Origin of the sequence: Pseudomonas sp. YQ_5 (assembly GCF_043103305.1) — a bacterium.
GTDB lineage: Bacteria > Pseudomonadota > Gammaproteobacteria > Pseudomonadales > Pseudomonadaceae > Aquipseudomonas > Aquipseudomonas putida_Y.
In genome coordinates, this window is sequence record NZ_JBICJS010000112.1 from 44,984 (window position 1) to 69,665 (window position 24,682).

Genomic DNA, 24,682 nt, shown 5'->3' on the forward strand with positions numbered 1-24,682 from the left:
CGCTGCTGTGCGCGATACCGGCTTTTCTGACGGCTTGCCTGCTGGCAAGCCGCCCGGACCAGAGGGGAAATGGCGTAATGGCAACGGTAGACCGCTGGCTGCTGCCAGATGGCATCGAGGAAGTACTGCCACCTGAGGCTGCGCGCATCGAGATCGCGCGCCGCCAGGTGTTGGACCTGTTCCAGAGTTGGGGCTACGAACTGGTCGTCACCCCGCATATCGAGTACCTGGAGTCGCTGCTTACCGGCGCTGGCCAGGACCTGGATCAGCGCACCTTCAAGGTAGTGGACCCGCAGTCCGGCCGCCTGATGGGCTTCCGCGCCGACTTCACCCCGCAGGTGGCGCGTATCGATGCGCACACACTGCGCCGTGAAGGCCCGAGCCGCCTGTGCTATGCCGGCAGCGTGCTGCACGCCCAGCCGCGTGCCCTGTCCACCTCGCGCAGCCCGATCCAGCTGGGTGCCGAGCTGTACGGTGATGCCAGCCCTACCAGTGATGTCGAGGTCATCAGCCTGATGCTCGCCACGCTGCAGCTGACCGATGTGCCGGATGTGCACATGGACCTGGGCCACGTCGGTATTTACCGCGGCCTGGCCCGTGCCGCCGGCCTGTCTGGCGCGGTCGAACAGCAGCTGTTCGACGCCATGCAGCGCAAGGCTGTCGATGAAGTGCAGGCACTGACCGCCGACCTGCCGAAAGACCTGGGCAGCATGCTGCGCGCCCTGGTCGAACTGTGCGGTGGTCGTGAAGTACTGGCTGAAGCCCGCGTGCGCCTCGGTCGCGCCCCGGCCAGCGTGCTGGCGGCGCTGGACGACCTGCTGGCAATCGCTGATCGCCTGGCGTCGCGCTACCCGGACCTGCCGCTGTACTTCGACCTCGGCGAGCTGCGTGGCTACCACTATCACACCGGCGTGGTGTTCGCCGTGTTCGTGCCGGGCGAAGGCCAATCGATCGCCCAAGGCGGGCGCTACGACGATATTGGCGCTGATTTTGGCCGGGCGCGCCCGGCCACTGGTTTCTCCACGGATTTGAAGACCCTGGTCACACTGGGGCGAGCGGAGGTCGTATTGCCAACTGGCGGCATCTGGATGCCGGACAGTGGCGACGCGGCCCTCTGGCAGCAAGTCTGCCAGTTGCGCAACGAGGGCCAGCGTGTGGTTCAGGCTCTGCCTGGCCAGCCGTTGAGTGCTGCTCTCGAGGCGGATTGTGATCGTCAATTGATTCAGCAAGACGGGCGCTGGCAGGTTCTGCCGCTGGCCCAGTGAGTTTCTGCGTCGGCAACAGGCCGGCAACCAAGTTTGCGTGAATGAGGACCAATGTAATGGGTAAGAATGTCGTCGTCCTGGGCACCCAGTGGGGTGATGAGGGCAAAGGCAAGATCGTCGATCTGCTGACCGAACATGCTGCCGCCGTAGTGCGCTACCAAGGTGGCCACAATGCGGGTCACACCCTGGTGATCAACGGTGAAAAAACCGTTCTGCACCTGATTCCGTCCGGCATCCTGCGTGAAGGCGTACAGTGCCTGATCGGTAACGGCGTGGTCGTTGCCCCGGACGCACTGATGCGCGAAATCACCAAGCTGGAAGAGAAAGGCGTGCCGGTGCGTGAGCGTCTGCGCATTTCCCCGGCTGCGCCGCTGATCCTGTCGTACCATGTGGCCCTGGACCAGGCCCGCGAAAAAGCCCGTGGCGAAGCCAAGATCGGCACCACTGGCCGTGGTATTGGCCCAGCCTACGAAGACAAGGTGGCACGTCGCGGCCTGCGCGTGGGCGACCTGTTCCACCGCGAGCGTTTCGCTGCCAAGCTGGGTGAGCTGCTGGATTACCACAACTTCCAGCTGGTGAACTACTACAAAGAGCCAGCCATCGACTTCCAGCAGACGCTGGACGAGTGCATGGCTTACGCCGAACAGCTCAAGCCGATGATGCTCGACGTCACCGCCGAGCTGCACAACCTGCGTCGCGCCGGCAAGGACATCATGTTCGAAGGTGCCCAGGGCTCGCTGCTGGACATCGACCACGGCACCTACCCGTACGTCACCAGCTCCAACACCACTGCTGGCGGTATTTCCACCGGTTCCGGCGTTGGCCCGATGTACCTGGACTACATCCTGGGTATCACCAAGGCCTACACCACTCGCGTGGGTTCCGGTCCGTTCCCGACCGAACTGTTCGACGAGACCGGCGCTACTCTGGCCAAGCGTGGTCACGAGTTCGGTTCCACCACCGGCCGTGCCCGTCGTTGCGGCTGGTTCGATGCCGTCATCCTGCGTCGCGCCATCGACGTCAACAGCATCTCGGGCATCTGCCTGACCAAGCTGGACGTACTGGACGGCCTGGAAACCATCAACATCTGTGTTGGCTACAAGAACGAGAACGGTGCCGTCATCGACGCGCCTTCCGATGCCGACAGCTACATCGGCCTGGAGCCGGTGTACGAAGAGATGCCAGGCTGGAGCGAGTCGACTCTGGGTGTGAAAACCCTGGAAGAGCTGCCGCAAGCTGCGCGTGACTACATCAAGCGTATCGAAGAGCTGGTTGGCGCGCCGATCGACATCATTTCGACCGGTCCGGACCGCAACGAGACCATCGTGCTGCGTCATCCGTTCGCCTGATCTGCCCTCCAGGCTGATCTGACGCCGTGGCCCTGAAAAGGGCTGCGGCGTTTTCATTTGTGGGTATGCTGGGGCTGGCCAATCCACCGGCAATCCACCGTTGCCGCCGCTACCGTATTCGCGGGTAAACCCGCTCCTACACTGATTGGGTGTGGGCACACAACGGCGGTTGGGCGCAGGCCGTTGTAGGAGCGGGTTCACCCGCGAAAGGGCCGGCACACGAAACCTCATTGCTAGACCTTGGCGCATTTCCCTGCTGCCTACGGCACAACCCTTGCTGTAAGAAGTTTCTGTAGATGCCATCAATATAGTGGCGCCAGAAAACACGAGGGTTACACCGTGTCTGCCATCCTCTCACTGTTACGAAGCCGCCTCTTGCGGCCTGTGTTTGTTGCCCTTGGTATCGCTCTTTTGGTGCAAGTGCTGGTTGCCGTTGCGCTCACCCGAAGCACAGTCACCGCCCTGGAGGCTGACCTTGGCGAGCGACTGGGTAATGACAGTCGCCAACTGGCAAGCGAACTGGAGCAAGCCGGGCAAGATGTGCGCTCTGGGCTCGACGGCCTGTCCAGCAGCACCCGCCAGCGCCTGAGCGCAGGGTTGTCGGAGCGCCTGCAAAGCGAACAGCAGCAACTTCGCAGTACCCTGGAAAAGAACCTCAAGGATTCCGCCAACGACATGGCCGAGCTGCTGGCTTCGGTTGCGCCGCGGGCGATCTGGGACAACGACGTGCCGGTGCTCTCGGATTTCGCGCGACGCGCTCAGCGTAACCCGAACGTGTTGTTCGTGGTGTACGACGACGCTCAGGGTCAGCACCTGACTCGCTATCTCAACCGGCAAAACCCGATCAACCAGGCCTTGTTGGAAAAAGGCCAGGGCGAGCGTGCGCTGGACAAGGTGCTCGATGCCGCGCGTCGTGATCCGTCGGTGTATTTCGTCGAAGCCTCCATCAACCCCAATGGCGCCGAGATCGGCAAAGTCCTGATGGGGGTTTCTACAGCCGGCATTGACCAGGAACTCAAGGCGCTCGACCAGCGCTTCAGTGCCCTGATCGCCAGTGGCGAGCAACTGGTTGGCGATAGCCTGGGCGCGGCGGCTGCCGACAGTGGCAAGGCCCTGCGCGAGCGCCTGGAAGTCGCGCAGGCTAGCGCCACCGCGATGCAGGCCAACACTGCACAGACCGTGCGCGATGCGGCTGCCGAGCTGCGCTGGCGGATTGGCCTGGGCCTTGTGGTGGTGGGCCTGGGTGTGCTGCTGGTGGTCGCTTTAGTGTTAGGCCGCCGGGTGCTCAGCAAACTGCGCCTGCTGATCGCAGCGCTCAACGACCTTGCCGCTGGCGAAGGCGACCTGACCAAGCGCGTGACCCTCGACAGCCGCGACGAGATCGGCGACATGGCGTCGGCGGTCAATCGCTTTGTCGACAAGCTGCAGCCCATCGTCCGCGAGGCCGGCGAGGTGGCCCAGCGTACCGGCGTCGAGATCGGCACCATGGCCCAGCGCAATGCCGGTGCCGATGCCGCGGCGGCGTTGCAGCGTGACGAAGTGGCCGCCAGCCTGCGCGACCTGTCGAGCATGGCTGACGAGGCTCAGGCTGAAAGCCATGCTATGCAGGCGGCGTTGCAGCAGGTGGTGGACATTCGCCAGGCGACCGATGAGAACAGCCGTTCCTCGACGCAACTGGCGAGCCTGATCGAGAACCTTGCCGGGCAGGTCGAAACGGGCTCTCAGGTGATCGAGCGCCTGGCCAAGCAGAGCGAACAGATTGAAGTGGTGCTGACCGTCATCCATGGCATTGCCGAGCAGACCAATCTGCTGGCCCTCAACGCTGCAATCGAAGCCGCGCGCGCTGGTGAGACTGGCCGCGGATTCGCTGTAGTGGCCGATGAAGTGCGCGCGCTGGCGAGCAAGACGCAAAGCTCTACCGGCGACATTCAGGCGCACATTACCGCGCTGCAAAAAGGTGCCAAGGAAGCAGTGGCCACCATCAGTCAGGCTGGGCTCAAGGCTAGTGAAGGGTTGTTGGTGCTGCGTGACAACGAGCGCCGCCAGCAGTCGGTGCAGACTGCGGTGGAGCAGGTGCACGCGGCCATTGGTTTGGCGACTCGCGCTGCCGAACAACAGGCCCATGGCGCACAGGCGGTGCGTGGGCGGGTGGAGACTATCCATGCTCAGGCTGAGCGTTCGGCTGAGGTGGTGATGCAGACTACGGCCAGCAGCAAGGTGCTGGATGAGTTGGCCGCGCAACTGCGGGCGAGCCTGGGTCAATTCAGGGCTTGATTGCCTGGGCTGGCCCTGTCGCCGGCGAGCCGGTTCCCACAGGTATTGCGCAGGTTTTGGAGCGGTGCGGTGGCCGTCAGGGTTGGCAGGTGTTCGTCACAGCATCTTCATCGCGTGGGAGATCGAGCGCCGCCCGCGCGGCGCGCATCGCGAGCTGGCGCTCGCTCCTACGTTTGTTTCGGGCCAGTGAGGCCTGTGACAGGTGCGCGCGACCGCCTTGTTCGTACGACGCGATATCGAGCCATGCACCAGGGCGTTCGCGCGCAAATCCCATAGGAATAATTGGCCCGAAACAAACGTAGGAGCGAGCGCCAGCTCGCGATGCGCGCCGCGCGGGCGGCGCTCGATCCCACACGCGCTGCATATCTTGTGGCAAACACCTGTCAGCCCTGATGCGATCCCTGTCTGAGCTGGCTATCGGCCGATTGTGTGCCGAATGTTGGCCAATCTCGACTCGAAACATTTTTGACGTGATCACCCGGCATTCATCATCAAATTTGTAGGCAATTTCCCAAATTGGCCCTGGCCGGACGCGTATGATTCCGGCATCGGGCCTAGGGCGCTAGGGTCAGTCGCATCTGAAGGCACGCAGCGCCAATCCGCCATTCGCCTTCGGGAACAACCTCACGGCAGCGATGTCCGGACACCGTCGTTATCAGTCCAATCTTTACCAAGGAGAGGTAAGCTTGGCCTTCGATGCTTATATTCAAATCGCAGAGATCACTGGCGAAGCACTGGATGAGCAGTACGCCAACTGGGTCGAAATCATCGGCTACAAGTTCGGTGCCAACCAGAGCATCTCTGCCACCGCAAGCTCCGCGGGCGGAGCATCATCAGGCCGCACCACACTCACCAACGTCACCTTCACTAGGTATCTGGACAGTGCCAGCTACAAGCTGCTGGAGGCGCGCTGTGCCGGGCAGCACCTGAAGGAAGTGAAGCTGTCGCTGTAGGTATTCCCACCGGTGGAGCAGCAACTTACGCATGTGCGGTATTGGGGGGAGCGGCTGGAGGTATTGCTGGCGGTGAGTTTGGTGAGGTATTGGGAGAAAGCGTGGGGGAGATTTTGTATGAGGCAGTGCGATGAGTAACTTGTACCTGGCAGTGCTTGGTGTGTTTGTAATTATCTCGCCGTTTTTGATGTTTGGTGTGTGGGTATTCGTTGCGTATCGATATCTGGATCGTATCGAATCAATCTTGTCAAATAGCCGAATGGTGGCTGTGAACAGAGAAATATATTCTCATGCTGGGCTGCTTGGGAAAGTCATGCGGCTAGGATCAATTTCTGCAATGCTGTCTATGAAATATTTTAGCGTTCGAAAGGGGCTGTTAGATAACAATGATGTTGCTAAGGCTCCCGCCGACCTGCAAAGGCTGTTAGTGCGCTTGTGGACTGTACAAATTTTGCTGATTGCATTGATTGTTCTTTTTTTTGTTTGGATAGAGTACTTGAGGTAAGCTCTGGTCAAACAGAATGCAACCCATTGTTTTCTAAGCACTCAAGCAGTCACCAACTGATACCCCAGTTTTCGGGCTTTGCGAAGCAAAGCCCTGACCTGCCGGTCTCGGTTCCGAACTCTTCAAGATCTTGTTCAACATAAGCCTGCTTCTTGGTTAACAGGCTGTACACCAGACGTACCAACTGATGCGCAGTGATTTATGAGAGTGCGAAAATGAGTACCGAAGCATTGACGATAATCGCATCTATCCTGCTCGCTTGTATGTCAATCAGCGTGTGTGTGATGATTTACTTTGCTTGTCGATCTATAGAAGCTATCGAAAAAGCTTTAGCGAAATGCAAGTATATTCAGGATAATAGGGGGGGCTTTTCAGCGGCTGGCCTTGCTGGAAAATTAATGCGTACTTGCCTGGCGGCAAATATGCTCATGATTCCAGGGTTGTTTGTTCGAAAAGGTGTGGCAGATATTTCAGATCTCGAGAGTTTCCCAAGGTCTATGAAAAGAGTTTTGTTACCCTCTTGGGTGGGGCTTGTAGTATCTACGACCTTGTTCTTTGCTTTCAACTGGCTAGTGGGAGTTTTAAAGTGAACTTGTGATGAAGTCTAGGCACTCAGGCTTGTGCCCAGGCCACATGGCGGCCTGGGCAAGCTTTCAAGCCTTGTTCAAATACATCCGCGTAGTCAGCAAATATACCGGCAACCCCGACACCACAATCAACAACGCCGCATACGGCGCCGCTGCCGCGAACTCGACGTTGGCTGTGTGCGCCCACACTTCGGTGGCCAGGGTGGTCATGCCGGTCGGGCTGAGCAGCAGGGTAGCCGTCAGCTCCTTCATGGCATCCAGGAACACCAGTGCAAAGGCCGCTGCCATGGCCGGGAAGATGATCGGCAAGGTCACCCGGCAGAATGCGGCAAAGCTGCTGGCGCCCAGGGTGCGTGCGGCTTCTTCCAGCGTCGGCGAAGCCTTGTTAAGCGCGGTGCGCACCGGCGACTGGGCCAGCGGCAGGAACAGCAGCGCATAGGCCAACAGCAGCAAGGCCGTTGTCTGGTACAGCGCCGGCACGTAGTGCAGGGCGAAGAACACCAACGTCAGGGCAATCACCAGGCCGGGCAGGGCGTGCAGGAGGTAGGGCAGACGCTCAGCCCAAATCGCCAGGCGGCCTTTGTAGCGCACCACCAGGAAGCTGATAGGCAGAGCCAGCAGCACACAAAAGCCGGCACCGCCCAGCGACACCGACAGCGAGGTGAACAGCGCCTTCGAGATGGCCGCCACCGGGAATGCCGCCGACGAACCCACGCTCAGCCAGTAACCGAGCATCGCCAGCGGAATGCCGCTGCCCAGCACCGCCAGGCCCACGCAGAACAGTTGCGCCAGCACCGCCCAGCCGCGCAGCCGCACCGGTTGCGCACGCCGCGCTACGCCCTGGCCAATACGTACATGGCGGGCTTTGCCGCGCACCCGCAGTTCCAGCCACAGCATTGCCAGGCACATCGCCAACAGCACGGCAGACAGCATGGCCGCGTTGGCATTGCTGAACTCCAGTTCGAACTGCTGGTAGATCGCCGTGGTAAAGGTTTGCAGGCCGAGGATCGACAGCGCGCCAAACTCCACCAGCATATGCAGGGCAATCAGTAGCGCACCGCCGAGCATCGACGGCCACAGCAGCGGCAGGGTGACTTTGCTGAACACGCCCCAGCGGCTGCAACCCAAGGTGCGTGCCGACTCCTCCAGCGAGGTGTCAAGGTTGCGCAGGGTTGCGGCAACGGGCAGGAACACCAGCGGGTACTTGGACAGGGCCATGACCATGATCGCGCCGCCCAGGCCTTCAAAGTCCGAACTTAGCGACACCCAGGTGAAGCTGCTGACGAACGACGGCACGGCGAATGGCAGGCACAGCACCACGCCCCACAACCGGCGGCCGGCCAGGTTGCTGCGCTCCAGCAGCCAGGCCAGTGCCAGGCCGACCACCATGCAGGTCAGCGTCACCCCGACCATCAGCATCAGGGTGTTGCGCATCAGCCCCCAGACGAAGGGCCGCCACAGCAGGTGCAAAGCTTCGCGCCAGCCGGCTTCCCAGGCTTTGATGGCGACATAAGCCAGTGGCAGCAAGCTCATTGCCACTAGGAACAGCACAGGCAGCACTACCCAGATGGAAGGGCGCTTGCGGCGCGGTACGAAGCGTACCGGCACCGGTTCGGACAGGGCGGCAGTCATCAGAGCAGGCCGACCTCACGCTCAAGTTCGATGGCTTCCTCGGCATTGCCCAGGTCAGCTGGCGAGATCTTCGGCGGGCGCAGTTCGTCGAACGGTTTCAGGCCGCGGTCAGAAACCATGCCCTTGTGCAGCGGGTACTCGGCGGTGGTCTGGGTGATCACGCGCTGGCCTTCCTCGCTGGCCATCCAGTTGAGCAGGGCCTGGGCTTCTTTCGGGTGTTTGCTGGCCTTGACCACGCCTGCGCCGGAGATAGTGACCAGGTTGCCAGCATCGCCGTCGGCCAGGTAATAGAGCTTGGTGTCCAGCTTGCCGCGTTCGCGTTCAAGCGCGTACCAGTAGTAGTTGTTCACCAGTACCGCAGCCACTTCACCCTTTTCTACGGCTTTGAGGGCAACCATGTTGTTGGTGTAGGTCTTGCCGAAGGCTTTCAGGCCGGTCAACCATTCTTCGGTGGCTTCACGCCCGTGCATCTTCAGAATGGCCACGGCCTGCTCCTGGAACGCACCGCTGGTGGGGACGTAGCCGACGCGGCCTTCCCACTCAGGGTTGGCGAAGTCCATCACCGTGGTCGGCAGGTCTTTCTCGTCGACTTTCTTCGGGTTGTACACCACGATGCGCGTACGGGCGGTGATACCCATCCAGGTGCCGTTGGCGCCAACGTACTCCTTGGGCATCATGTTCAACGTAGCGTCGTCAATCTTGGCCAGCAGGCCCAGTTCGCCCAGGTTGTTCAGGGGCGGGGACTCTTCGGTGTAGATGATGTCGGCCGGCGAGCGGTCGCCTTCCTCGATGATCTGGCTGGCCAGCTGGTTGCTGCTGCCTTTACGGATGTCGATGTGGATGCCGGTCTTGGCCTCATAGGCCTTGGCAATGGCTTCGCCGATTTCCTTGTGCTGACCGTTGTACATGGTCAGCGTGACCGGTGCGTCTGCCATGGCGGCCGGAGCGCCGATGACCAGGCTCAGCACTGCGGCGGCCAAGGTACGCATCAGCGGTTGCGGGCGGATCGTCATGCGGGTACTTCCTCGCTTACGGCTACATATTTGGAAACAATGGTAAACGAAATTCTTTCTCAAGTGGCCGGGTGACGAGAAATTCATGGTCAGACCATGGTGCAAGGGCTTGGGGTGTGTTGCCTGTAGGGGGGGGGCTATTCGCGGGGGGGGCCGCTCTTACAACGTGCGCGTATCGAGGAGGGGCACAAAAAATCGCAGGCAAGAAAAAACCCACTAGCAAGCTAGTGGGTTTTTGTATGGTGCCCAGGAGAAGACTCGAACTTCCACGACCTTGCGGTCACTGATACCTGAAACCAGCGCGTCTACCAATTCCGCCACCTGGGCAAAGCTTTACATCATCTGCAGAAGGCGACTATCGTTCGCTTTCACACAGTAGTAACAGATCCTTGGTCATCTGTTACTTGAAAATATTTGGTGCCCAGGAGAAGACTCGAACTTCCACGACCTTGCGGTCACTGATACCTGAAACCAGCGCGTCTACCAATTCCGCCACCTGGGCACACATTCGAGGTTACTTGATGCTTTACAGCGTCGTTCATCTCTACTACAACTTCGGGGTTGTCCGTCGTTGTGGTGCGCACTATACGGACGCTCCCCAAGGCTGTAAAGCCCCCAATCGAAAAAAAATTCAAAAAATTCAACCCGTTGATTCCACAAGCCTATTTCTGCTGTTTATGCACTGCAGCGGGGGCTGTCCAAGGCAGACATTTCCGGTTTCAATACGCCTATGCCAGAATTCATATCTATATACCCCAAGGTGAACCCCTTCTGATGGCCGATTGGCAATCCCTCGATCCCGAGGCCGCTCGCGAAGCGGAAAAATACGACAACCCCATTCCCAGCCGTGAGCTGATCCTGCAGCGTCTCGCCGACCGAGGCGAACCTGCTGCCCGCGAGGAGCTGGCAAAAGAGTTCGGTCTGTATGAAGAAGACCAGATCGAAGCCCTGCGCCGCCGCCTGCGTGCCATGGAGCGCGATGGCCAGCTTATCTATACCCGGCGCGGCACTTATGCCCCGGTAGACAAGCTGGACCTGATCTGTGGTCGCGTCTCCGGCCACCGCGATGGCTTCGGCTTCCTTATTCCCGATGACGGCAGCGAAGACCTTTTCCTCAGCCCGTCGCAGATGCGACTGGTGTTTGATGGCGACCGCGGCCTGGCCCGCGTCTCCGGTGTCGACCGCCGTGGCCGCCGTGAAGGCGTGCTGGTCGAAGTCATCTCTCGTGCCCACGAAAGCGTGGTCGGCCGCTATTTCGAAGAAGGCGGCATCGGTTACGTAACCCCGGACAACCCGAAGATCCAGCAGGAAGTGCTGGTGACCGCCGGGCGCAACGGAGGTGCCAAGATCGGCCAGTTCGTCGAGATCAAGATCACCCACTGGCCAACGCCGCGCTTCCAGCCGCAAGGCGATGTGGTCGAGGTCATCGGCAACTACATGGCGCCGGGCATGGAAATCGACGTTGCCCTGCGCAGCTACGACATTCCGCACGTGTGGCCCAATGATGTGGTCAAGGAAGCACGCAAGTTCCGCTCCGAAGTCGAGGAGAAGGACAAAGAGAAGCGTGTCGACCTGCGCCATCTGCCGTTCGTCACCATCGACGGTGAAGACGCCCGCGACTTCGACGATGCCGTTTATTGCGAACCGCTGGGCAAGCTGCGTCTGTTCTCCGGTGGCTGGCGCCTGTACGTGGCCATCGCTGACGTTTCCAGCTACGTGCGTCTGGGCTCTGCCCTGGATGTCGAAGCCCAGCAGCGCGGCAACTCGGTGTACTTCCCCGAGCGCGTGGTGCCGATGCTCCCCGAAGAGCTGTCCAACGGCCTGTGCTCGCTGAACCCGCACGTCGACCGGTTGGCCATGGTCTGTGAAATGACCATGAACAAAGCCGGCCAGATGGTCGACTATCAGTTCTACGAAGGCGTGATCCACTCCCACGCCCGCCTGACCTACAACAAGGTCAGCAGCATGCTCGAGCATGCCCGTACCCGTGAGGGCAAGGCGCTGCGCGAGGAGTACAAGGAGGTCGTGCCCGACCTGAAAAATCTGTACAACCTGTACAAGGTGCTGGTGGAAGCGCGTCACACGCGTGGTGCCATCGACTTCGAAACCCAGGAAACCCGCATCATTTTCGGTGATCAGCGCAAGATCGCTGAAATTCGCCCGACAGTGCGTAACGATGCCCACAAGCTGATCGAGGAATGCATGCTGGCGGCCAACGTGGCCACTGCCGAGTTCCTGCAGAAGCACGGTGTACCGGCGTTGTACCGCGTGCACGACGGCCCGCCGCCGGAGCGCCTGGAAAAACTGCGTGCCTTCCTGGGTGAGTTGGGCCTGAGCCTGCACAAGGGCAAGGACCCGTCGCCGAAGGATTACCAGGCCCTGCTGGCGAGCATCGCCGGCCGCCCGGACTTCCACCTGATCCAGACGGTGATGCTGCGCTCGCTGAGCCAGGCCGTGTACAGCACCGAGAACAACGGCCACTTCGGCCTGAACTACGAGGCGTACACCCACTTCACCTCGCCGATCCGCCGGTACCCGGACCTGCTGGTGCACCGCGCCATCCGCAGCATCATCCGCTCCAAGGTTGATACCCCGCACGTCAAGCGTGCCGGTGCCATGAGCATCCCCAAGGCGCGTATCTACCCGTACGACGAAAACACCCTGGAGCAACTCGGCGAGCAGTGCTCGATGACCGAGCGTCGGGCTGACGAAGCCACCCGTGACGTGGTCAACTGGCTCAAGTGCGAGTTCATGAAGGATCGCGTGGGCGAGACCTTCCCGGGCGTGATCACCGCGGTGACCGGTTTCGGCCTGTTCGTCGAGCTGACCGATATCTATGTAGAGGGCCTGGTGCACGTCAGTGCGTTGCCGGGTGACTACTACCACTTCGACCCGGTACACCATCGCCTGGCCGGCGAGCGTACTGGTCGCAGCTTCCGCTTGGGCGACACCATCGAAGTGAAGGTCATGCGTGTTGACCTGGATGAGCGCAAGATCGACTTCGAAGTGTCGGAAAAGACCCTTGCCGCACCGATCGGCCGCAAGCAGCGTGGTGCCGCACCGGTTGCCGAAAAAACCGAGCGACAGCCGGCAACTGAAGCGAAAGCCACGCCCAAGCCGCGCAGCCGCAAAAGCGAAGCGTCCGAAGCGTACTTCCCCAAGGATGCTGTGCAGCGTAACGCTGAAGTGCGTAAAAGCCGCGAGATGAAGAAAGCGCTGATGACCGACGCGCGCAGCAGTGCCGGCAGCAAATCCGAGAAAGGTGGCAAGCCGTCCGGCAAGCCGACCAAGCACCGTAAAGGCCCGTCGAAGTCCGGCGCGCCACGCAAAAGCAAGAGCAATTCATGAGTCAGCTGGAAAAGATCTACGGCGTACACGCCGTGCAGGCATTGCTGCAGCACCATCCAAAGCGGGTCAAGCAGATCTGGCTGTCGGAAGGGCGCAGCGAGCCACGCCTCGAGACCTTGCTGGCGCTGGCCGCGGAAAACCGCGTGCCGGTCGGCCAGGCCGAGCGCCGTGAGATGGATGCCTGGGTCGAAGGTGTGCACCAGGGCGTTGTTGCCGAGGTCAGCCCGAGCCAGGTGTGGGGCGAGCTGATGCTCGAAGAGCTGCTTGAACGCACAGAGACGCCGCTGCTGATCCTGGTGCTGGACGGCGTGACCGACCCGCACAACCTCGGCGCCTGCCTGCGTACCGCCGATGCGGCCGGTGCCACGGCAGTGATCGTACCCAAGGACAAGTCCGCAACGCTGACGCCGGTTGTGCGAAAGGTGGCTTGTGGCGCGGCAGAAGTCATTCCGCTGGTGGCTGTGACCAACCTGGCGCGTACGCTTGAGAAGTTGCAGCAGCGTGGCCTGTGGGTAGTGGGTACCGCTGGCGAGGCCGAGCAGGAGATCTACCAGCAAGACCTCACCGGGCCACTGGTGATGATCATGGGCGCGGAAGGCAAGGGCATGCGCCGGCTCACCCGCGAGCATTGCGACTTTCTGGTGAAGTTACCGATGGCGGGTAGCGTCAGCAGCCTTAACGTGTCGGTAGCGACCGGGGTTTGCCTGTTCGAAGCCGTCCGTCAGCGTCAGGCAAAGCGCTGATCTTCAGCCTGTATCGGCCTATTCGCGGGCGCGCCCGCTCCCACAGGTAATCTGCAATGCCAGAGGCAGCAGTGAGCCTGTGGGAGCGGGCGTGCCCGCGAATAGGGGCTGACACATTCTGAATATCTCAGGCTGTTCAAATATTCGCCAATTGCCTTGCGTGTGCGGCACGCCTTCTCTACAATTGCGCCCCTTGCCGAGCTGGCAGGCGCTCATGTGCCTCCCCTCCGTGCAAGACATACAGTGTCATTCACTCCTTGTCTGACCAGATTCGCTGGCAGACTACTAACCCGTAAGGAGCATTCATGCGTCATTACGAAATCATCTTCCTGGTTCACCCGGACCAGAGCGAGCAAGTCGGCGGCATGGTTGAGCGTTACACCAAGCTGATCGAAGAAGATGGTGGCAAGATCCACCGCCTGGAAGACTGGGGCCGTCGTCAACTGGCCTACGCAATCAACAATGTTCACAAGGCTCACTACGTGATGCTGAACGTTGAGTGCACCGGCAAGGCCCTGGCCGAGCTGGAAGACAACTTCCGCTACAACGATGCCGTTATCCGTAACCTGGTCATCCGTCGCGACGAAGCCGTTACCGGCCAGTCCGAGATGCTGAAGGCTGAAGAAAACCGCAGCGAGCGCCGTGAGCGTCGTGAGCGTCCTGAGCATGCTGAATCCGCCGAAGGCGATGACAGCAATGACAGCGACTCCAGCGATAACGCTGACGAGTAATCCACGGACCTTTAGAGGAGCCTATTAAATGGCACGTTTCTTCCGTCGTCGTAAATTCTGCCGCTTCACTGCTGAAGACGTGAAAGAGATCGACTTCAAAGATCTCAACACCCTGAAAGCTTACGTATCCGAAACCGGCAAGATCGTTCCAAGCCGTATCACCGGTACCAAAGCTCGTTATCAGCGTCAGCTGGCTACCGCTATCAAGCGTGCCCGCTTCCTGGCCCTGCTGCCCTACACCGACAGCCACGGCCGCTGAGACCGGGTCGTCGACAAGCAGTAAGGGGTTAGCATGCGAGCGTTAGCAAGTTTCATCATGCGCGGTCGTGTGCAGGCCACCCTCGTGGTGGTCATCAGCGCGGTACTGCCGCTGCTGTTCTGGTTGAGTGCCGCTGCCTGCAGCCTTGTGCTGCTGCGGCGTGGGTTCAAGGATGCTACAACGGTCATCGCCGGCGGCCTGCTGGCCGGGCTGGCCGTGTGGGTCATGGGCGATCCCATCACCTTTCTGGTGATTGCGGGTGCCATTGCCCTGGCCGCCATGTTGCGTGCCGAGTATCCCTGGAGCCGGGTGTTGCTCGCCAGTGCCGTGTTCGCCGTGGCTTTCAGCCTCGTGCTCGATCTGGCGCTGGCGCAAACCTTCGATGTGCTGGCCAAGGCGTTTGCCGAAGCCATGCCGAAAATCGAGGGGCAACCGGTACTCTCCGATGAGCTGATCCGCCCTGTGCTGGTCGCTTCTACAGCAGTGACGGTGCAATTGTTCAGTGTGCTGGCCTTGGTGCTGGCGCGCTATTGGCAGGCAGCGTTGTACAACCCTGGAGGCTTCGGTCGCGAGTTTCGCGAACTGAAGTTGCCGAAACAGGCCACGGCGGCCTTGGTGGCAGTGATGGTGGTGGCTCCGTTTATCGGGCCGCAGTTCATCATCCTGGCATCTGCCTCGAGCCTGGTATTGGTGCTGGCCGGCATCGCCTTGATGCACGGGCTGGTGGCACAGGGCCGACTGGCCGGTTTCTGGCTGGTGGGGATGTACGTGACGCTGCCGCTGATCATGCAGCTGATTTATCCGTTGCTGATGGTTTTGGCCATTGTCGACAGCCTGATTGATTTTCGCGGTCGCAAGTCCCCTCCGGGGAAAGACTCCGCGAACGGTGAAGGTTAAAAGTTAAGAGGTTTTACCAAATGGAACTGATCCTGCTGGAAAAAGTCGCTAACCTGGGCAACCTGGGCGACAAAGTAAAAGTTAAGGCTGGTTACGGCCGTAACTTCCTGCTGCCATTCGGCAAGGCCACCGTTGCCAACGCCGCCAACCTGGCTGCGTTCGAAGAGCGTCGTGCCGAGCTGGAAAAAGCAGCCGCTGACAAGAAAGCTTCGGCTGAAAGCCGCGCTGCCCAACTGGCCGAGCTGGAAGTGACCATCACTGCCACCGCTGGCGACGAAGGCAAGCTGTTCGGTTCGATCGGCACCCACGACATCGCTGACGCCCTGACCGCCTCCGGCGTTGAAGTGGCCAAAGCTGAAGTTCGTCTGCCGAACGGCACCATCCGTCAGGTTGGCGAATACGACGTAGCCGTGCACCTGCACAGCGACGTTGAAGCCACCGTACGCGTGGTCGTCGTAGCTGCCTAAGCTGCGCTAACTGGCTGGCTCCTTGCGAGTCAGGCGGTTAACATCGGGCACGGTCCTGTTTTCGACAGGCCGTGCCCTTTGTCTTTTTCGTCCTCCAGAATTCTTTCGTGGCCATGAACGAGATCACCACTTCCGAACAGCTAGACCTGCAAACCGCAGCCCTGAAGGTGCCGCCGCATTCCATCGAGGCCGAACAGGCCGTACTCGGTGGCCTGATGCTGGACAACAACGCCTGGGAGCGGGTGCTGGACCAAGTGTCGGATGGCGATTTCTACCGGCATGACCACCGCCTGATTTTCCGTGCCGTGCACAAGTTGGCCGATGCCAACCAGCCATTTGACGTGGTTACCCTGCACGAGCAACTGGACAAGGAAGGCCTGTCCTCGCAAGTCGGCGGCTTGGCCTACCTGGCCGAGCTGGCCAAGAACACTCCCTCGGTAGCCAACATCAAGGCATACGCCGCGATCATTCGCGAGCGGGCCACGTTGCGCCAACTGATCAGCATCAGTACCGACATCGCCGACAACGCTTTTAATCCGCAAGGGCGCAACGCCGAAGAAATCCTCGACGACGCCGAGCGGCAGATCTTCCAGATCGCCGAGGCCCGGCCAAAAACCGGCGGCCCGGTGGGTGTCAACGAACTGTTGACCATGGCCATCGACCGCATCGATACGTTGTTCAACTCCGACAGCGACATCACCGGTATCTCCACCGGTTACACTGACCTGGACGAGAAGACCAGCGGCCTGCAGGCAGCCGACCTGATCATCGTCGCGGGTCGTCCGTCGATGGGTAAGACCACCTTCGCCATGAACCTGGTGGAAAACGCCGTACTGCGTACCGACAAGGCGGTGCTGGTGTTCTCCCTGGAGATGCCAGGTGAGTCGCTGATCATGCGTATGCTCTCGTCCCTGGGGCGTATCGACCAGACCAAGGTCCGTTCCGGCCAGCTGGACGACGACGACTGGCCGCGCCTGACCTCGGCAGTGAACCTGCTCAACGACCGCAAATTGTTCATCGACGATACGGCGGGTATCAGCCCCTCGGAAATGCGCGCGCGCACCCGTCGCCTGGCCCGTGAGCATGGCGAGATCGCCATGATCATGGTCGACTACCTGCAGCTGATGCAGATTCCGGGGTCGGCCGGTGACAACCGTACCAACGAAATTTCCGAGATTTCCCGCTCGCTCAAGGCCCTGGCCAAGGAATTCAACTGCCCGGTTATTGCCCTTTCGCAGCTGAACCGCTCGCTGGAGCAGCGCCCGAACAAACGCCCGGTGAACTCCGACTTGCGTGAATCCGGTGCAATCGAGCAGGACGCCGACGTGATCATGTTCGTATACCGCGACGAGGTGTACCACCCCGAGACCGAGCACAAGGGCGTGGCGGAAATCATCATCGGCAAACAGCGTAACGGCCCCATCGGCTTCGTGCGTTTGGCGTTTATCGGCAAGTACACCCGGTTCGAGAACTTGGCGCCGGGCATGTACAACTTTGATGATGATGAATAACCCATTGAGCTAGCAAGGCTGCTCCTACAAGGTTTGCGGTGCGCCTGCTAGCTCTGAAATCTGAGCGATCTTCGTTTGCCCTTGGCTGATGATCCGCCCCTCGCTCAGGGTGATCACCCGGTCAAACCGCGACAGTGCGCTCTGATCATGCGTCACGCAAATCAGCCCTCGCCCTTTAAATGCTTCGAACAACAGGTCCCAGGTACGCTCTGCCGACGCGGCATCGAGCCCGGCTGTGGGCTCGTCAAAGAAATTGAATTCCCCAGGCTGATTAAGAAGGCGTAGCAGCGTCAGCCTGCGTGCTTCGCCGCCCGATATCGATTCTGCGCGTGCATCCAGATCAAGTTCGTACCAGTCTTTGCTCAGGCCCAACCTTTCAAGCCATCGTTCGATTTGAGCGCGATCATGAGCTTGCTCGAACAGCACGGCGCGGGGCAGGGGGCCGGGTATGAAATGCGCCTCCTGAGGGCAGAGTCGTAATCGACTGAATTGTTCACTAGCGTTGAGCGACGCCAGGCACCTGCCGTGCAGGTGCACATCCTTGCGCAACGGGAATATCGTTCCCGCCAGCGTATGCAGAAGTGTCGATTTACCACATCCGCTGGGCCCGATCAGTGCGACCCGTTCTCCTTTGTGCAGTACCAAGGGTTCTTCGATGTGAAGTTGTACATTATCTCGAGCGCTCAACTGGCACGGGGCGATGCTTAGGCCAGCGTCCTTGTCTTGGGACTTCGCCTCAGTAGTGCATGCTGGGCCGAACGAGGGGAGCTGGAGCCATTGTTCGAGTTTGCGTTTGTCTAGCCGAAACTGGTCTAGCAATCGCCAGGCCTCAGCAAGTTGCGCAACCCCTGCCAGCAATCCGCTCACCAAGGTGAAGAGAGCAACCAGCTCGCCCAGGCTCAATTGCGGTGTTGCCAGAGCCTGATCATGGATACCCCACATGAGCAAACCGCCACTGCCCAGGCCTATGAACAGGGTGCGCAGGCTCTGAATCCAACCCCCACTGTGAGCTACCTGCACTGCTGAGTCGGCATAGTGCGAAAGTGTCTGGTTGACCGGGAGCATTGCAGCATCCTCGGCCTTTTCCAGTTTGACCGTTGCCGCGCTGGCGAAGGTATCCACCCATTGTTCCGCCAGTTCATCCTCGCGAGCGTTCACTGCCTCGATATGTGGCCGGCGCCAGCGCACCAGGCGATCGTTGGCCCACAGGTAGGCCAGGCTCAAAGGGATGAGGCCGATCAATACCGAAGTAGCTCCCAGGTAAGCGAAGAGCGTTATCAGCACTGCAGCTTCGGCTAGCACCGGCCACGCCGAGCCAATCAGAAAGCCCAACCACCGCTCCTGTGCGGTAATGCCCCTATCCAGTACTTTTACCAGTGTTCCGCCATGGAGTTGTCCATAGGCCTCGAAGCGCTTGTCCAGCAATTCGCGGCACCAGCGGATGGAAAGTTGCTTCACGCGTTCCTGGCAAAGCCGCGCCAGGCACCAGGCTTGTAGAGGGGTCATAGAGGCTTGTAATGCGACAAGGCATATGAAAGCTCCGAGCAGAAGCTGGGAAGACGCGGCTGAGGTGGCCAGGTTGTCAATGATGTCGGCCAAGACTAGAGCAGGTACGACGGTCGCGATTTTCAGGAGCAGTGTCGCGCCGAGGGCGGCGAGAATTCCTCTATAGATTTGCATGTCATTGCCTTATGCCTTTGAGTGCACTCTGTGGCGCGACTGGAATACCTGATCTGATCAGGTGGAAGCGTTCAAGTCCGGGTATGAACACCTGAACAACCGTAGCGAGATTCGGGTGCTCATAAAGTGTGCGATAGAATGCGATCTTGTTATGTTTTTCCAAGTTGATCAGTGTTCGCTTGACTTGCCCGCGCACGCTGAGATCGGTATGCGGAGGGTGAAAAGCGGGTACAGCATATGTGGGGCATGGGTGTATAAGAGCTGAAAGGCGGGTTGAATGAGTAAGCATTTTTTCAGCAGAGAGATCTTCTTGTTTTTCTGTGGCCCCAGAAAGCTGCTCGCACTGAATCTGCTCCGTTACGGCGCGGTACATTGCAATGGAGGGGTTGATGGAGCTGCCGGAGCCAATGCTGCTGAGTGAGCCTTCTTTTTTACTACGAGAAACAGCAATGCAAAATGAAACTTCGTAGAAGTCGTGCGTCAAGTATATTTCTAGTTTTCTGGCCCGGCGGAGAAGCTCGGTATCATGGGCAAATGTCTCTTCCAGAAAAGAATTCGAAGGTTGGTAAAGTTTGGGTGGGGAAGTCAGGCCACAAAGTGATAGGTAGTACATAGAAAGTGCGTGACGTTCGATAGCTTCATTGATGGCGTGGAGCAGAGCCTCGTTCTCCGTGCAGCCAAGTGCTGTACCAGAGTTGGTCGAATATTTGGAAAGAAAGCCCGCTGCAGTTTTTTCGATTTCATCAATGTTTCTGGAGGAAGGTGCTATCAATATCGCGGGAATGGCTATTTCGTCGTAGCTGTTCAATGCCTGAAGACTGAAATAAGGTATTCGGCAATCCGGGGGAATGGATTTTAGGAGCCAATCGTCAAATGGGGCTATCGATTGCAAAATTTGGTCGCTTTCGATGAGTGGTGGAGTACTCTTGTCGACGAAGTAATGCTCTAGGCTCTCGGCAAGTGCTCCTAGTTCGCAATGTTCCCCTTTTCCTGCTCCGCAAGAAACTTCTTTGTAGGCGCTGTCGTATAAGTGGCATGTGGCGACCAGGCTACTTTTTTTTGATAGTTTTGTTTTCGATTGAAGCCCTAAGTGATGATGCAGCCTTGTCAGACGGTTGTAGGCCTCTTCTATGTTCAGCTCGCGTTCGGTAATCATGTTCTGCTCCTTGGTAGAGCCAGAAGGGGCTAAGCCCCTTCTGGTTTGTCACTTACAGAAGGTTGAGAAATTCAACCTCGGACTCGGTGAATGTGTAGTTCATCACGCGTGGGATCTGCAGAGTGTGGATTTCAGAACGACGACGTCCCATGGCTAGTGCTCCTATAGAGTTGGTTTGAGTGCGCCTTCCAGCGCGTCACTGTTGTATCACTTGTTTTTTTATTGGTTCAAGATCTGCTCGGAATTTGTTGAGGAAAGTTGTCGTAGGATTTTTTACTAGGACTTGAAGTTCGATTCCTACATTTTTTAAGATCTAGAGAAAATCTACTAATAATTAGCCGGTTAGCATTTTCTGAGGGTTGGAGAGGCTAAATATTTAGTAAAGATCTGAAGGGATTGCGATCGCTCAGCAGGGGCGCGCGATCGCCATCGGTCTAAGCAGGCTCAGGTTTTCCTGCGAGTAATCGCCTTGCTCTTGAGGCAGACCCGTACGTAGCCGCTACCCATCAAATGCAATTGTCGTCGTGGCGGTCTTTTCGGAATCAGACGAGATCACGGCATGCTGAAAATTGTCCCCGATCCACCCCACGATCCCCCTTTTCTTGAAGACAACCCGATGCAGGGGCAGGTGCCTGCTGTAAGGCTTCGTTGATGTGTTGCCTGGGCTGGCCCTTTCGCGGGTGAACCCGCTCCCACAGGTTCACCACAGGCTTCAATAGTTGCACCGTACCTGTGGGAGCGGGTTCACCCGCGAAAGGGCCCGGCCAGGCAATAGAGAAATTTGAGGGGATTGAACAATGACAAAAGAAGACACCCAATTCACCGTCGGCAAGACCACGTTCTACCAAGGCGAAAACGGCACCCACCCGTTGTTCCGCATCGAGCCCGGGATCCCGTGTAGAGACGCCCGCGAGCAGTCTTCGGAGTTGATGGGCTATGTGCGCGAACTGACCATCACCGGGTTGATGGATGAGAAGCCGATGATGATCTGGGCTGCCCATTACCCAAGTGCGATGGCCAAGGCGCTGCAAGGATTCTGTCGAACACCTGGCAACCCCACTACACCCCTCAAGCCAACCACCTGCCACGTCCATCCCCCAACCGTCGCCCCGCCCACCAATCCCCACGAATCCAGTCGGATTTGGTCAAAATTTGTGCTATATTCCGCGCCCGCGATTTCCCTGCACACCAGAACCGGTCACTGACATGCAAGCAGCCAAACCTCTCTACGACTATCCCAAGTACTGGGCCGAATGCTTCGGACCAGCACCTTTCCTGCCAATGAGCAGGGAGGAGATGGATCTGCTCGGCTGGGATTCCTGCGACATCATCATCGTGACCGGTGATGCCTACGTCGACCATCCGTCGTTCGGCATGGCCATCATTGGCCGTCTGCTGGAAGCCCAGGGCTTCCGTGTGGGCATCATTGCCCAGCCGAACTGGCAGTCGAAAGACGACTTCATGAAACTCGGCGAGCCAAACCTGTTCTTCGGTGTGGCCGCCGGCAACATGGACTCGATGATCAACCGCTACACCGCAGACAAGAAGATCCGTTCCGACGACGCCTACACCCCGGGTGGCCTGGCCGGCAGCCGTCCGGACCGTGCCAGCCTGGTGTACAGCCAGCGCTGCAAGGAGGCCTACAAGCATGTGCCGATCGTGCTCGGCGGCATCGAGGCTTCGCTGCGCCGCATCGCCCACTACGACTACTGGCAGGACAAGGTTCGTCATTCGATCCTGATCGACGCCAGCGCCGACATCCTGCTGTTCGGCAACGCCGAGCGTGCGGTGGTCGAGGTGGCCCAGCGCCTGTCAAGCGGTGAGAAGATCGAGACCATCACCGACGTGCGCGGCACCGCCTTCGTGCGCCGCGATACCCCGCAGGGCTGGTACGAAATCGACTCCACCCGTATTGACCGCCCGGGGCGCGTCGACAAGATCATCAACCCGTACGTGAACACCCAGGACACCCAGGCCTGTGCCATCGAACAGGCCAAGGGCGACCAGGAAGATCCGAACGAAGCCAAGGTGGTGCAGATTCTCGACAGCCCGGCCGTGACCCGGGAAAAGTCGGTGATCCGCCTGCCATCGTTCGAAAAGGTGCGTAACGACCCCGTGCTGTATGCCCATGCCAACCGCGTGCTGCACCTGGAGACCAACCCGGGCAACGCTCGCGCGCTGGTGCAGAAGCACGGTGAAGTGGATGTGTGGTTCAACCCGCCACCCATCCCCATGAGCACCGAGGAAATGGACTACGTGTTCGGCATGCCTTACGCCCGTGTGCCGCACCCGGCCTATGGCAAGGAGCGCATCCCGGCCTACGAGATGATCCGTTTCTCGGTGAACATCATGCGTGGCTGCTTCGGTGGCTGTACCTTCTGCTCGATCACCGAACACGAAGGCCGCATCATCCAAAACCGCTCGCACGAGTCGATCCTGCACGAAATCGAAGAGATGCGTGACAAGGTGCCGGGCTTCACCGGCGTGGTCTCGGACCTTGGCGGGCCGACTGCCAACATGTACCGCATCGCCTGCAAAAGCCCCGAAATCGAAAAGCACTGCCGCAAGCCGTCGTGCGTGTTCCCGGGTATCTGCGAAAACCTCAATACCGACCACAGCTCGCTGATCGAGCTGTACCGCAAGGCCCGTGCCTTGCCGGGTGTGAAAAAGATCCTGATTGCTTCCGGCCTGCGCTACGACCTGGCGGTGGAATCGCCGGAGTACGTCAAGGAACTGGTCACCCACCACGTTGGCGGCTACCTGAAGATTGCCCCGGAGCACACCGAGCGTGGCCCGCTGGACAAGATGATGAAGCCGGGTATCGGCACCTATGACCGCTTCAAGCGCATGTTCGAGAAGTTCTCGAAAGAAGCGGGCAAGGAGCAGTACCTGATTCCGTACTTCATTGCTGCGCACCCGGGCACCACCGACGAAGACATGATGAACCTGGCCCTGTGGCTGAAGGGCAACGGCTTCCGTGCCGATCAGGTACAGGCGTTCTACCCGTCGCCAATGGCCTCGGCCACGGCCATGTATCACTCGGGCAAGAACCCGCTGCGCAAGGTGACCTACAAGAGCGAAGGGGTGGAGATCGTCAAGAGCGACGAGCAACGCCGTCTGCACAAGGCGTTCTTGCGCTATCACGACCCGAAGGGCTGGCCAATGCTGCGTGAAGCGCTACAGCGGATGGGCCGCGCCGACCTGATCGGGCCGGGCAAGCACCAGCTGATTCCGGCGCACCAGCCGCAGACCGACAGCTACCAGAGTGCGCGCCGCAAGAACTCGACCCCGGCCGGGAGCCACAAGGTGGGCAAGGACCAGAAGATCCTCACCCAGCACACCGGCCTGCCGCCGCGTGGCAGCGATGGCAGCAAACCGTGGGACAAGCGCGAGAAGGCCAAGGCCGAAGCGTTTGCGCGTAACCAGCAGGCGGCCAAGGAGCGCAAAGAGGCGAGCAAGGGCGGCAAGGGCAACAAGAAGCCGCGTCAGCCTGTCATTCCCCGCTGATCTTGAAGGCTACATAGAGCCCTGTGGGAGCGGGTTCACCCGCGAATGCATCGGTAGATCCACTATCGATTCGCGGGTGAACCCGCTCCCACAGGGTCAGTGTTCGGCCCATTCATCTGGGTCAGTCAGGCTGCTTGTCGACCCACTTCGGCGCTACCGGCGCGATAAAGCGGTCCATCCCGTCCAGCAGCTCGTCTGGCTGCTGCCCCAGCAGCAACATCGCCCGGTGTTGCGGGCGCACGAAGCCTTCTTCGACGATATGGTCGAGGAACCCGCCCAGCTTGTCGTAGAAACCGTTCACATCCAGTAGGCCGAGCGGCTTGGCGTGATAGCCCAGCTGCCCCCAGGTCCACACTTCGAACAGTTCCTCCAGCGTACCCAGCCCACCCGGCAAGGCAATAAAGGCATCGCTCAGCTCGGCCATGCGGGCCTTGCGCGCATGCATGCCATCCACCACTTCCAGACGGGTCAGGCCTTTGTGGCCGACCTCAGCGTCCAGCAGGCTCTGCGGGATGATCCCCACCACTTCGCCACCGGCTGCCATGGCTGCGTCGGCAACCACGCCCATCAAGCCGACCGCGCCACCGCCGTACACCAGGGTCAAACCGCGGTGGGCAATGGCCTGGCCTAGCGCGACGGCTGCTTCACGGTAGGCAGGGTTGGCGCCGATGCTGGCGCCGCAGAACACACAAACGGAACGTACGGGCATTGCTCATCTCCTGTCACTCAGGTGCACAGGGTACGGCGCAAGCCCGTCACTTCCAAGGCCGGTTCATTCTGGCCGGGAGAATTCGCAGATTGCACC

The 24,682-nt window shown here is 59.7% G+C and carries 18 protein-coding genes, 2 tRNA genes and 4 pseudogenes; 16 read left to right on the forward strand and 8 right to left on the reverse strand.

The window, feature by feature from the left end; all coding sequences use genetic code 11:
• Window positions 1-77: 77 nt before the first annotated feature.
• The 6 genes and pseudogenes from ACF8EA_RS24680 to ACF8EA_RS24705 all read left to right on the forward strand — a co-directional run bounded on the left by ACF8EA_RS24680 (window position 78) and on the right by ACF8EA_RS24705 (window position 6,346).
• Entirely contained in the window at window positions 78-1,265 is a 1,188-nt protein-coding gene (locus tag ACF8EA_RS24680; protein WP_176683146.1) for an ATP phosphoribosyltransferase regulatory subunit, read from the forward strand.
• A 56-nt stretch (window positions 1,266-1,321) separates the two neighbouring features.
• Window positions 1,322-2,614, forward strand: a complete 1,293-nt coding sequence (locus ACF8EA_RS24685) for an adenylosuccinate synthase (RefSeq protein ID WP_003249542.1) — start codon at window positions 1,322-1,324, stop codon at window positions 2,612-2,614.
• A 1,155-nt stretch (window positions 2,615-3,769) separates the two neighbouring features.
• Window positions 3,770-4,030: pseudogene (locus ACF8EA_RS24690) on the forward strand (HAMP domain-containing protein); the annotation flags it as partial.
• Between the two features lie 69 nt (window positions 4,031-4,099).
• Complete coding sequence (locus tag ACF8EA_RS24695) at window positions 4,100-4,888, forward strand: methyl-accepting chemotaxis protein (RefSeq protein WP_392523593.1); 789 nt, start codon at window positions 4,100-4,102, stop codon at window positions 4,886-4,888.
• Window positions 4,889-5,574: 686 nt separating this feature from the next.
• Window positions 5,575-5,838 (forward strand): annotated as a pseudogene (locus ACF8EA_RS24700) (type VI secretion system tube protein Hcp); the annotation flags it as partial.
• 133 nt (window positions 5,839-5,971) lie between these two features.
• Window positions 5,972-6,346 carry a hypothetical protein gene (locus tag ACF8EA_RS24705; RefSeq protein WP_020193648.1) on the forward strand — a complete coding sequence of 125 codons (375 nt, stop codon included), beginning with the start codon at window positions 5,972-5,974 and terminating at the stop codon, window positions 6,344-6,346.
• 41 nt (window positions 6,347-6,387) lie between these two features.
• On the opposite strand, the pseudogene ACF8EA_RS24710 reads toward ACF8EA_RS24705, so the two are convergent.
• Window positions 6,388-6,542: pseudogene (locus tag ACF8EA_RS24710) on the reverse strand (IS110 family transposase); the annotation flags it as partial.
• A 19-nt stretch (window positions 6,543-6,561) separates the two neighbouring features.
• On the opposite strand from ACF8EA_RS24710, the gene ACF8EA_RS24715 reads away from it, so the two are divergent.
• On the forward strand, window positions 6,562-6,936 hold the full coding sequence (locus ACF8EA_RS24715) for a hypothetical protein (RefSeq protein ID WP_392523576.1): 375 nt from the start codon (window positions 6,562-6,564) through the stop codon (window positions 6,934-6,936).
• A 63-nt stretch (window positions 6,937-6,999) separates the two neighbouring features.
• On the opposite strand, the gene ACF8EA_RS24720 is transcribed toward ACF8EA_RS24715, so the two are convergent.
• The 4 genes from ACF8EA_RS24720 to ACF8EA_RS24735 all read right to left on the reverse strand — a co-directional run bounded on the left by ACF8EA_RS24720 (window position 7,000) and on the right by ACF8EA_RS24735 (window position 10,080).
• Complete coding sequence (locus tag ACF8EA_RS24720; protein WP_003249548.1) at window positions 7,000-8,565, reverse strand: iron ABC transporter permease; 1,566 nt, start codon at window positions 8,563-8,565, stop codon at window positions 7,000-7,002.
• On the reverse strand, window positions 8,565-9,578 hold the full coding sequence (locus ACF8EA_RS24725; protein WP_003249550.1) for an extracellular solute-binding protein: 1,014 nt from the start codon (window positions 9,576-9,578) through the stop codon (window positions 8,565-8,567). Before ACF8EA_RS24725 ends, ACF8EA_RS24720 begins: the two co-directional genes overlap by 1 nt.
• 240 nt (window positions 9,579-9,818) lie before the next feature.
• Window positions 9,819-9,905 (reverse strand) — tRNA-Leu (locus tag ACF8EA_RS24730).
• An 88-nt stretch (window positions 9,906-9,993) separates the two neighbouring features.
• Window positions 9,994-10,080, reverse strand: a tRNA-Leu gene (locus ACF8EA_RS24735).
• A gap of 272 nt (window positions 10,081-10,352) precedes the next feature.
• Between ACF8EA_RS24735 and rnr the strand changes: the two genes are divergently transcribed.
• The 7 genes from rnr (at window position 10,353) to dnaB (ending at window position 17,534) form a co-directional block, all read left to right on the forward strand.
• Window positions 10,353-12,926 (forward strand): ribonuclease R, encoded by a 2,574-nt coding sequence (gene rnr, locus ACF8EA_RS24740; RefSeq protein ID WP_392523577.1) that lies wholly within the window; start codon window positions 10,353-10,355, stop codon window positions 12,924-12,926.
• The gene (gene rlmB / locus ACF8EA_RS24745) at window positions 12,923-13,669 is read left to right on the forward strand and encodes a 23S rRNA (guanosine(2251)-2'-O)-methyltransferase RlmB (protein WP_392523579.1); all 747 of its coding nucleotides are present in this window, start codon (window positions 12,923-12,925) and stop codon (window positions 13,667-13,669) included. Before rnr ends, rlmB begins: the two co-directional genes overlap by 4 nt.
• Before the next feature lie 305 nt (window positions 13,670-13,974).
• Complete coding sequence (rpsF, locus tag ACF8EA_RS24750) at window positions 13,975-14,400, forward strand: 30S ribosomal protein S6 (protein ID WP_021783885.1); 426 nt, start codon at window positions 13,975-13,977, stop codon at window positions 14,398-14,400.
• Between the two features lie 28 nt (window positions 14,401-14,428).
• Complete coding sequence (gene rpsR, locus ACF8EA_RS24755; RefSeq protein WP_003249563.1) at window positions 14,429-14,659, forward strand: 30S ribosomal protein S18; 231 nt, start codon at window positions 14,429-14,431, stop codon at window positions 14,657-14,659.
• Between the two features lie 33 nt (window positions 14,660-14,692).
• Window positions 14,693-15,556: a hypothetical protein gene (locus ACF8EA_RS24760; protein ID WP_021783886.1), complete on the forward strand. Its 864-nt coding sequence runs from the start codon at window positions 14,693-14,695 to the stop codon at window positions 15,554-15,556.
• 20 nt (window positions 15,557-15,576) lie between these two features.
• Window positions 15,577-16,023: a 50S ribosomal protein L9 gene (rplI, locus tag ACF8EA_RS24765; protein WP_003249568.1), complete on the forward strand. Its 447-nt coding sequence runs from the start codon at window positions 15,577-15,579 to the stop codon at window positions 16,021-16,023.
• Between the two features lie 113 nt (window positions 16,024-16,136).
• The gene (dnaB, locus tag ACF8EA_RS24770) at window positions 16,137-17,534 is read left to right on the forward strand and encodes a replicative DNA helicase (protein WP_021783887.1); all 1,398 of its coding nucleotides are present in this window, start codon (window positions 16,137-16,139) and stop codon (window positions 17,532-17,534) included.
• A gap of 24 nt (window positions 17,535-17,558) precedes the next feature.
• Here dnaB and ACF8EA_RS24775 read toward each other — a convergent pair whose 3' ends face one another.
• Together ACF8EA_RS24775 and ACF8EA_RS24780 are read right to left on the reverse strand one after the other, a co-directional pair.
• Window positions 17,559-19,214 carry an ATP-binding cassette domain-containing protein gene (locus ACF8EA_RS24775; RefSeq protein WP_392523580.1) on the reverse strand — a complete coding sequence of 552 codons (1,656 nt, stop codon included), beginning with the start codon at window positions 19,212-19,214 and terminating at the stop codon, window positions 17,559-17,561.
• Between the two features lies 1 nt (window position 19,215).
• Window positions 19,216-20,370 carry a YcaO-like family protein gene (locus ACF8EA_RS24780; RefSeq protein WP_367250613.1) on the reverse strand — a complete coding sequence of 385 codons (1,155 nt, stop codon included), beginning with the start codon at window positions 20,368-20,370 and terminating at the stop codon, window positions 19,216-19,218.
• A gap of 797 nt (window positions 20,371-21,167) precedes the next feature.
• On the opposite strand from ACF8EA_RS24780, the pseudogene ACF8EA_RS24785 reads away from it, so the two are divergent.
• Both ACF8EA_RS24785 and ACF8EA_RS24790 read left to right on the forward strand, forming a co-directional pair.
• Window positions 21,168-21,398: pseudogene (locus ACF8EA_RS24785) on the forward strand (DUF3077 domain-containing protein); the annotation flags it as partial.
• Between the two features lie 178 nt (window positions 21,399-21,576).
• The gene (locus ACF8EA_RS24790; RefSeq protein WP_012053852.1) at window positions 21,577-23,877 is read left to right on the forward strand and encodes a YgiQ family radical SAM protein; all 2,301 of its coding nucleotides are present in this window, start codon (window positions 21,577-21,579) and stop codon (window positions 23,875-23,877) included.
• 121 nt (window positions 23,878-23,998) lie between these two features.
• On the opposite strand, the gene ACF8EA_RS24795 is transcribed toward ACF8EA_RS24790, so the two are convergent.
• Complete coding sequence (locus tag ACF8EA_RS24795) at window positions 23,999-24,586, reverse strand: TIGR00730 family Rossman fold protein (protein WP_028697884.1); 588 nt, start codon at window positions 24,584-24,586, stop codon at window positions 23,999-24,001.
• Window positions 24,587-24,682: the final 96 nt, after the last annotated feature.